Annotated in this window: 8 protein-coding genes; 6 read left to right on the forward strand and 2 right to left on the reverse strand. The window is 65.1% G+C overall.

Translation table 11 applies throughout. The features are described 5' to 3' along the window. Together IV091_RS06430 and IV091_RS06435 are read right to left on the reverse strand one after the other, a co-directional pair. Nucleotides 1-760 (reverse strand): DHH family phosphoesterase (locus IV091_RS06430; protein WP_293466645.1); only part of this gene is annotated, 760 nt, incomplete at its 3' end. Between the two features lie 20 nt (nt 761-780). Then, nucleotides 781-1,785, reverse strand: coding sequence for a hypothetical protein (locus tag IV091_RS06435; RefSeq protein WP_293466647.1), 1,005 nt, complete (start codon nt 1,783-1,785; stop codon nt 781-783). Nucleotides 1,786-1,818: 33 nt separating this feature from the next. Here IV091_RS06435 and IV091_RS06440 point away from each other — a divergent pair, with 33 nt between their 5' ends. The 6 genes from IV091_RS06440 to IV091_RS06465 all read left to right on the forward strand — a co-directional run. Beyond that, nucleotides 1,819-3,075 (forward strand): lipoprotein-releasing ABC transporter permease subunit, encoded by a 1,257-nt coding sequence (locus IV091_RS06440; protein WP_293466649.1) that lies wholly within the window; start codon nt 1,819-1,821, stop codon nt 3,073-3,075. Between the two features lies 1 nt (nt 3,076). Further along, entirely contained in the window at nt 3,077-3,946 is an 870-nt protein-coding gene (lolD, locus tag IV091_RS06445; protein WP_293466652.1) for a lipoprotein-releasing ABC transporter ATP-binding protein LolD, read from the forward strand. Nucleotides 3,947-4,203: 257 nt separating this feature from the next. Further along, entirely contained in the window at nt 4,204-4,479 is a 276-nt protein-coding gene (locus tag IV091_RS06450; protein WP_293466655.1) for a DnaJ domain-containing protein, read from the forward strand. Nucleotides 4,480-4,492: 13 nt separating this feature from the next. Continuing rightward, nucleotides 4,493-5,071 carry a hypothetical protein gene (locus IV091_RS06455; RefSeq protein ID WP_293466657.1) on the forward strand — a complete coding sequence of 193 codons (579 nt, stop codon included), beginning with the start codon at nt 4,493-4,495 and terminating at the stop codon, nt 5,069-5,071. A gap of 48 nt (nt 5,072-5,119) precedes the next feature. Then, complete coding sequence (locus IV091_RS06460; RefSeq protein ID WP_293466659.1) at nt 5,120-5,881, forward strand: hypothetical protein; 762 nt, start codon at nt 5,120-5,122, stop codon at nt 5,879-5,881. An 8-nt stretch (nt 5,882-5,889) separates the two neighbouring features. Beyond that, the coding region (locus IV091_RS06465) for a hypothetical protein (RefSeq protein ID WP_293466661.1) at nt 5,890-7,073 on the forward strand (1,184 nt) is incomplete at its 3' end.

The raw sequence follows: 7,073 nt of genomic DNA on the forward strand, positions 1-7,073 counted from the left end.
GGCCCTGGGCCACCAGGCGGCGGTTGTTGGCGTCCAGCCTGACGACGTCGGCCACCGTGCCCAGCGCCACCAGCGGCAGCAAGGGGTCCAGCTTTGGTTGGCTGGCCGCGTCAAACAATCCCCGCGCGCGCAGCTCGGCGCGCAGCGCCAGCAGCACGTAAAACATCACGCCGACGCCGGCGATCGATTTGCTCTCGAAACCGCAATCGGGCTGGTTCGGGTTGACGATCACGTCGGCGTCGGGCAGCACCACCGCGCCGTCAATCAGTGCTGGCAGGTGGTGGTCGGTCACCAGCACCTGCAGGCCCAGCGCCTTGGCGCGGGCCACGCCGTCGATGCTGGCAATGCCGTTGTCCACCGTCACCAGCACATCGGCGCCGCTGGCTTTGACGCGCTCGGCAATGGGCGCGGTCAGCCCGTAGCCGTCGGTCACCCGGTCGGGCACCAGGTAGCTGACATGTTTGGCGCCCAGCAGCGCCAGGCCGCGCAGCGCCACGGCGCAGGCGGTGGCGCCGTCGCAGTCGTAGTCGGCCACCACGCAGATGTGGCGGTCGGCTGCCATGGCGTCGGCCAGCAGCCGGGCGGCTTCGAGGTTGCCTTTCAGTGAAGCGGGTGACAGCAGTTTGGCCAGTCCGTCATGCAGCTCGTCCATCGAGTGAATGCCGCGCGCCGCGTAAAGCTGCGCCAGCAAGGGGTGAATGCCGCCCTGCTGCAGCGCCCAAACGCTGCGCGGGGGCACGTCGCGTACCTGAATTTTCATGGTTTTCTTTACTATGTTTTTTATAGCGAATGCAAAACGTCCAGCATGGGCAAGGGGGCGAAAAGCCTTTTAATCCGGGCGGGCAGGCTGGGCCGGCTGGTTTCAAAGGTCTGGGCGCTGCGCTCGCCGCACAGCGTCAGCCGCACGGTCTCGCCTGCTTGCTGGCGCGCCAGCAGCCGGGCCAGTTCGCCCGCGTCCAGCATGGCCCAAGCCTGCGCATAGGCGGCCCAGTCGTCGGCAAAAACCGCCTCGGCCAAGCTGCGCGGCACGCTGATGTCGGGTGAGGCGGGTAACTCGGCCAATGCCTCATTGGGCAAGGCGCCGGTGCCGCTGATCCAGATCGAGTTCACCGGCAACTGCCGCCGCGCGGCCCGCACGTCGTTCAACGGGTGGGTATAAAGCAGCATCTGCATTTCGTTTTGCAGTCTCCGCAAATCACGGGCGTTGGCGGCCGGCGGCAGCCACGCGTCGACATTGCGGCCCAGCACCCGGTCCAGCGACGCCGTGGGCAGGCTGCGAAAGACTTCGCCTTCGGCCAGCCAGCGCCCCGGCGCTGCGTAGTGCAGCGTGATGCCATCGGTTTCAAAGTAGGGCTGCATCGCGGCCAGCAGCGTGCGGGATTCTTCCCCGGTCAGCGCCAGCGCGGCCGGGTCGCTTAGCGTGGCGTGCTCCCGGCCCATGGCCCAGTGGCAGGGCGTGATCCAGGCCCAGCCCTGCGCGGCGCCTTGCTGCAACTGGTCGGCCGCCTGCCGGGCGGCCCAGGGAATCAGGCCGTCGGCGGTGCTGGCGGTGGCCAGGCCCTGCGCACGCGCCAGCGCCCGTTCGTGGGGCGGCGACAGCGCGTGCGCGCTGGCTTCGTCGATGGGTAGCGGCTTCATGCCCTGCAGCAAGCGGGTGAGCTTGCGCGTGCTGGCGGGCGGCAGCGCCTGCATGGCGGGCAGCCAGCCTGGGTCGCTGGAGGCTGCAAACGGAATCAAAAGGTGCGGCGGCGCGGGGGAAGAAACGGAAGCGGTAATGGCTGACATCGCCCTATTGTCCGGGATGCCACAATCCTTGCTATGCAAATCCCCTACGAGCTGATTCTGGGCTGGCGTTACACGCGCGCTGGCCGCGCCACCCGGCGCAATGGCTTTATCTCCTTTATTTCAGGCGTGTCCATGCTGGGCATTGCGCTGGGCGTGGCGGCGCTGATCATTGTGCTGAGCGTGATGAACGGCTTTCAAAAGGAAGTGCGCGACCGCATGCTGGGCGTGATCTCGCACATTGAGGTGTTCGCCCCGCAAGGCGCCGCGCTGGCCGATCCGCAAAAAACCCTGGCCGAGATCCGGGCCAACCCGAATGTCGTCGGTGCTGCAACCTTCATCGCTGCCCAGGCCTTGCTGGCGCGTGGCGAAGACATGAAGGGCGCCATTGTGCGCGGCATTGACCCGGCGCTGGAAGGCCAGGTGACCGACCTGGCGGTGCAGTTGCAGGACACCGCCTTTCCCAAGCTGGTCAGCGGCGAGTTTGGCGTGGTGCTGGGCGGCGAACTGGCGCGCGCCATGGGCGTGCGCGAAGGCGATGCCGTGACGCTGATTGCGCCCAGCGGCCAGGTCACGCCAGCGGGCGTGGTGCCGCGCCTGAAACAAATGACGGTGGTGGGCACCTTTGACTCGGGGCATTTTGAATACGATTCGGCGCTGGTCATGCTGCACCAGGACGACGCGGCCAAAATCTTCCGGCTCGAAGGGCCAACCGGCATCCGCGTCAAGCTCAAAGACCTGCACCAGGCGCGGGAAGTGGCGCTGGAACTGTCCAAAACCCTGAGCGGCGACCTGCTGATTCGCGACTGGACGCGGCAAAACAAGAACTGGTTTGCCGCCGTGGAGCTTGAAAAACGCATGATGTTCATCATCCTGACGCTGATCGTGGCGGTGGCGGCGTTCAACCTGGTCAGCACGCTGGTGATGACGGTGACCGACAAGCGCGCCGACATTGCCATCTTGCGCACGCTGGGCGCCAGCCCGGGCAGCATCATGGGCATTTTCATGGTGCAGGGCGCCATGGTCGGCGTGATTGGCACGCTGTCGGGCTTGCTGCTGGGCCTGGGCATCGCCTTCAATATCGATGTGATCGTGCCGGGGCTGGAGCAGCTGTTCAATGCCAGCTTCCTGCCCAAGGAAATCTACCTGATCAGCCGCATGCCCAGCGAGCCGCAGTACGCCGACATCATGCCGATTGCCGTGATCTCGCTGGTACTGTCCTTTTTGGCAACCATTTACCCCAGCTGGCGCGCCAGTCGCGTGAACCCGGCGGAGGCCCTGCGTTATGAATAATATGACCCCCACGCTCCCCACTTCGTGTGGTTCGCTGCCCCCCGAGGGGGCTGTCCCGCCTAAGGGCGGCCTGTCGGCGGGACGACTCACCCCCACGCTTTCCACCGATTCAAGCCTTCCCTCGCTCGGGCAAGGCCGGGAGGGCGGCGCCTCTGAATCCGCACCGCAGAGCGAAGTGGTGCTGCGCGCCAGCGCCCTGACCAAACGATTCACCGAAGGCCGGCTTGACGTCACCGTGCTGCAAGGCGTGGACCTGCAGGTGCACCGCGGCGAAACGCTGGCCATCGTCGGCGCCTCGGGGTCTGGAAAAAGCACGCTGCTGCACCTGATGGGCGGCCTGGACGCGCCCAGCAGCGGGCAGGTCGAACTCAAGGGCCAGTTGCTGTCTGCGCTGTCTCCGGCCCAGCAGGGCGAATTGCGCAACCAGCACCTGGGCTTTGTCTACCAGTTTCACCACCTGCTGCCCGAGTTCAGCGCGCTCGACAACGTGGCCATGCCGCTGTGGATCAGGCGCCAATCCCGGGAACAAGCGTCGCTTGTCGCGGCAAAAATGCTGGCCAGCGTGGGCCTGCAGGACCGCCTGCACCACCGCCCGTCCGAACTCTCGGGCGGCGAGCGCCAGCGCGTGGCGATTGCCCGTGCCCTGGTCACGCAGCCCGCCTGCGTGTTGGCCGACGAGCCCACCGGCAACCTCGACCGGACCACCGCTGACGGCGTGTTCCAGCTGATGCTGAAACTGGCGCGCGAGCACGGCACGGCATTTGTGATGGTCACGCACGATGAAGCGCTGGCGGCCCGCTGCGGGCGCCAGTTGCGGCTGGTGCTGGGCAAGTTGTCGGAGTCGGTAAAGCCCGCTGGCCTGCAGGCCTGAATGCAAGATGAGCGCCGGATGGCGGCAAAGACCACGGAGCAGATTTAATTCCAGGGTTTTTAGGGCTGCGGCCTTGTAACTGCAAGCGATGGTGCTATTTACGATAGTAGTGATTGGCGCCGCTCTACAGCCGCCATGCAGCTCAAGCATAATCACGGCCTCACGCGTTGCGCCTCTTTGCCGGCCCCGCCAGGTCCGGGCCGCTGTTCAGCCTGCCCGCATTCACCCACCGGTTTCAGGACAACGCCACCATACGCATGACCGATCACTACACCACCTTGGGGTTGAACAGCGCCGCGACGCTGGCGGACATCAAAAAGGCGTTTCGCCAGCAAGCGTCCTTCTGGCACCCCGACAAAAATGCCGCGCCTGATGCGGCGGCGCGCTTTCGGGCGGTGCAAACGGCTTACGACGTGCTGTCGGACGCCGACAAGCGCCAGGCCTATGACGACAACCGCCGCCGCAACCTGCTGGACAGCCCGATCGACACGGCGCGGGACATCTGGAACCACTACTTCAACCCCTTGATTTGAGACACCCCACGGCATGAGCATTTCCCCCTTTTTCCTCAACCTGCGCTCGGCCTACCGGTCTGAAATGGATGACCTGACGTTTGACTCCGACGGGCGCGATGTGTTGCGCCAGCGGCTGGCCGCCAAACGCAAGGAAATCGGCTTTCTGGTCCAGATGATGGCGCTCAGCCCCGAGATGGTGGCGGTGATTTTCCACCAGGGCTTTAGCTTCAGGCAGCCAGCCGTGATGGACCATTTGCTCGGCCATGAAGCCGATGAATTTCCGGCCTGGAGCGAGGTGTCTGACGGCATTGAAATGGCGCCATGGGCCCAGGACCTGGCCCAGACCGTGCTGAAAGCGCCCGCTGGCGAGTGGTTTTTGACGCTGGCGGCGGGGCTGCACTACATGGCAGGCAAGCCCGACGCGGCCTTCGCCGGGCTGGGCGGCGATGATGCCCGCGAAGAAGACGGCGATGACGGTGATGATGACGACGCCGGTGGTCAGGACGATTTCAACAATCACGAAAGCGATGAAGTGCGCGGCGACGCCCGCGACCGCGAAGAGGCGGGCGCGAGCTGGCTCGAAGGACAGGGCTTTGACCGCAAAGACTGACCGCCAGGCACCCCGCCAAACAACCCAACCAAGCGACTTCAAGCCCTTATGAACCATTTAGCCCTGATTGAAAAAACCCAGACCCTGATTGCCGCCGGTGACATCGTGGGCGCCGAGTCCGCGCTGGTCGAACTGGCCGACGCCGAGGGCGATAGCGCGCTGATGGTGGTGCTGGACTTGCTGCCGGCCAAGGACATCCTGGCGGTCATGCGCGAGTACGACAACTCCAGGGAATCGGTGGTCAGCCTGCTGGTCACGCCCGAGCAGTTTGCCCGTGCGGTGGTGATTGAAAAGCAATACAAGGACCTGACCCGCAGCCACCTGCGCGGCATGATGAACGCGATCATCTTCAGGGAAGATGCCGACCCGCTGGCGTTCCTGAATGCGATTGGCGATCTGGAAGGCGGCAGCGAAGCGCTGGCCGACTACTTCACCGAAAAATGGGGCCGCATCGAAGCCTTTGCCTTTACCGGCAGTTTTGATGCGATGCGCGACACCGGCGAACTGGTGTCGCGGGCCGAGTTGCAAGCCAGGGCCTACGAAAGGCCGACCGTGGAGCAGGACGAGATTGCCGACCGCGACTGGATGGAGCTGGCCTGGCTGCTGCGTTATCAAAACCCGGACCTGTTCATTGAAATGCTGACGGTGCTGCGGGCCAAGGCGCGCGCCCACCATGCCGGACTGGAAGAGGACGAGGCCCTGGATGAAGAGGGCGAGGACGAGGACGACGGCAAGGTCGAAACCGGCGACACCGACCGGGGCAAGGCCACGCCGGCTGCGCGCGAGTCGGATGAAGAATCGGCGATCTGACGCGCGCGATGCCCATCCACCCTTCAGCCTCGCCCGCATCGGTCTCGCTGTACGACGCGCGCCCGTTTTTTGAAAAAGCGCTGCAGTACGGCGTGCAGCACGGCCTCCTCGATCAGCCCAGGCTGGACGCCATCTGCGCCGATGCGCCCAAGGGCATGGTGCAGATTGCGCGCTATTTTGGCAACGAGTTCCTGCGCCCCGACCTTGAAAAGGCCAGGGACCGCATCGTCAACCTGGTCAGCCTCTACCTTGAAAGCAGCTCCGGCGGCGACCTGCGGCTGGCCGCCGAGTCGCTGCGCGATCATTCCTTCCTGTCCCGCTCCAAGGGCGGCTCGGAAATGCTGAAAGCCTTGCTGGCGCTGCCCGAGAACACTGTTTTTGACACGCACCCAGGCGTTGTGGACGCCTCAAGCCCGCCCAAAGGGCTGGCCGAGTGGTCGCTGAAAAGCTTTGCCGACTACCAGGCCGAGCTGGCCAGGCGCATGCCGCTTCAGCAGGAAAAAGGAGCGGCGCTCTGGTTGGCTGAGCAGCTGGGACTGGACGCCGAAGAACTCGAAGAGGCGCACACCCATGCCGAGGCGGTGATTCGCACGGCGCTGCTGGCGCTGGCCACCCGGCGCACGGCCTGGCCCGACTGGGTGGCGTTTGAAAAAATGGTGACGGCGCTGCGCAAGAAATACCCGCCCGCCGCTACCGGTAGTGACGCCACCTTGTCCATCCCAATTCCTGCCAGGCTGCCCGCTGAATTCAGGGCGGTGGTGCAAGAATTGCAGCAGTCCGTGCTGGCCGATTTGCCCCGGATTCTGGACGCATCCCTGCCCGTCAGGCGGGTGTTTGCCAAAGACAGCGACCACCATCATCCGCCGCTGCTGGGCCGCTATTTCTGGCTGGAAGACATGGCCAGCGAGATGGACCACCATGACCGCGCCATCTCCCGCGCGTGGGACAAGGCCACCGGCGGAAACTGCGATGACGGCTCGCTGCTCACCCTGCTGGTGTGCGTGGCGGCCGGTGCGGCGCCCAAAACGCTCTTGACCGAAAAAGGCGCTGCCGCCCTGGTCCGCAAGATCCAGAAGGCGGGCGCCAAGCCGGGTTTTGAGCCTGAACTGGCGCGCCAATACATTCTGGACCACGCCCCCGCGCAGTACCAGGAAGCCTATTTGCAGCTGTGGGCCGACTTTGTGGACGAGGC

It is taken from the genome of Polaromonas sp. (assembly GCF_018780625.1).
Lineage (GTDB): Bacteria > Pseudomonadota > Gammaproteobacteria > Burkholderiales > Burkholderiaceae_C > Polaromonas.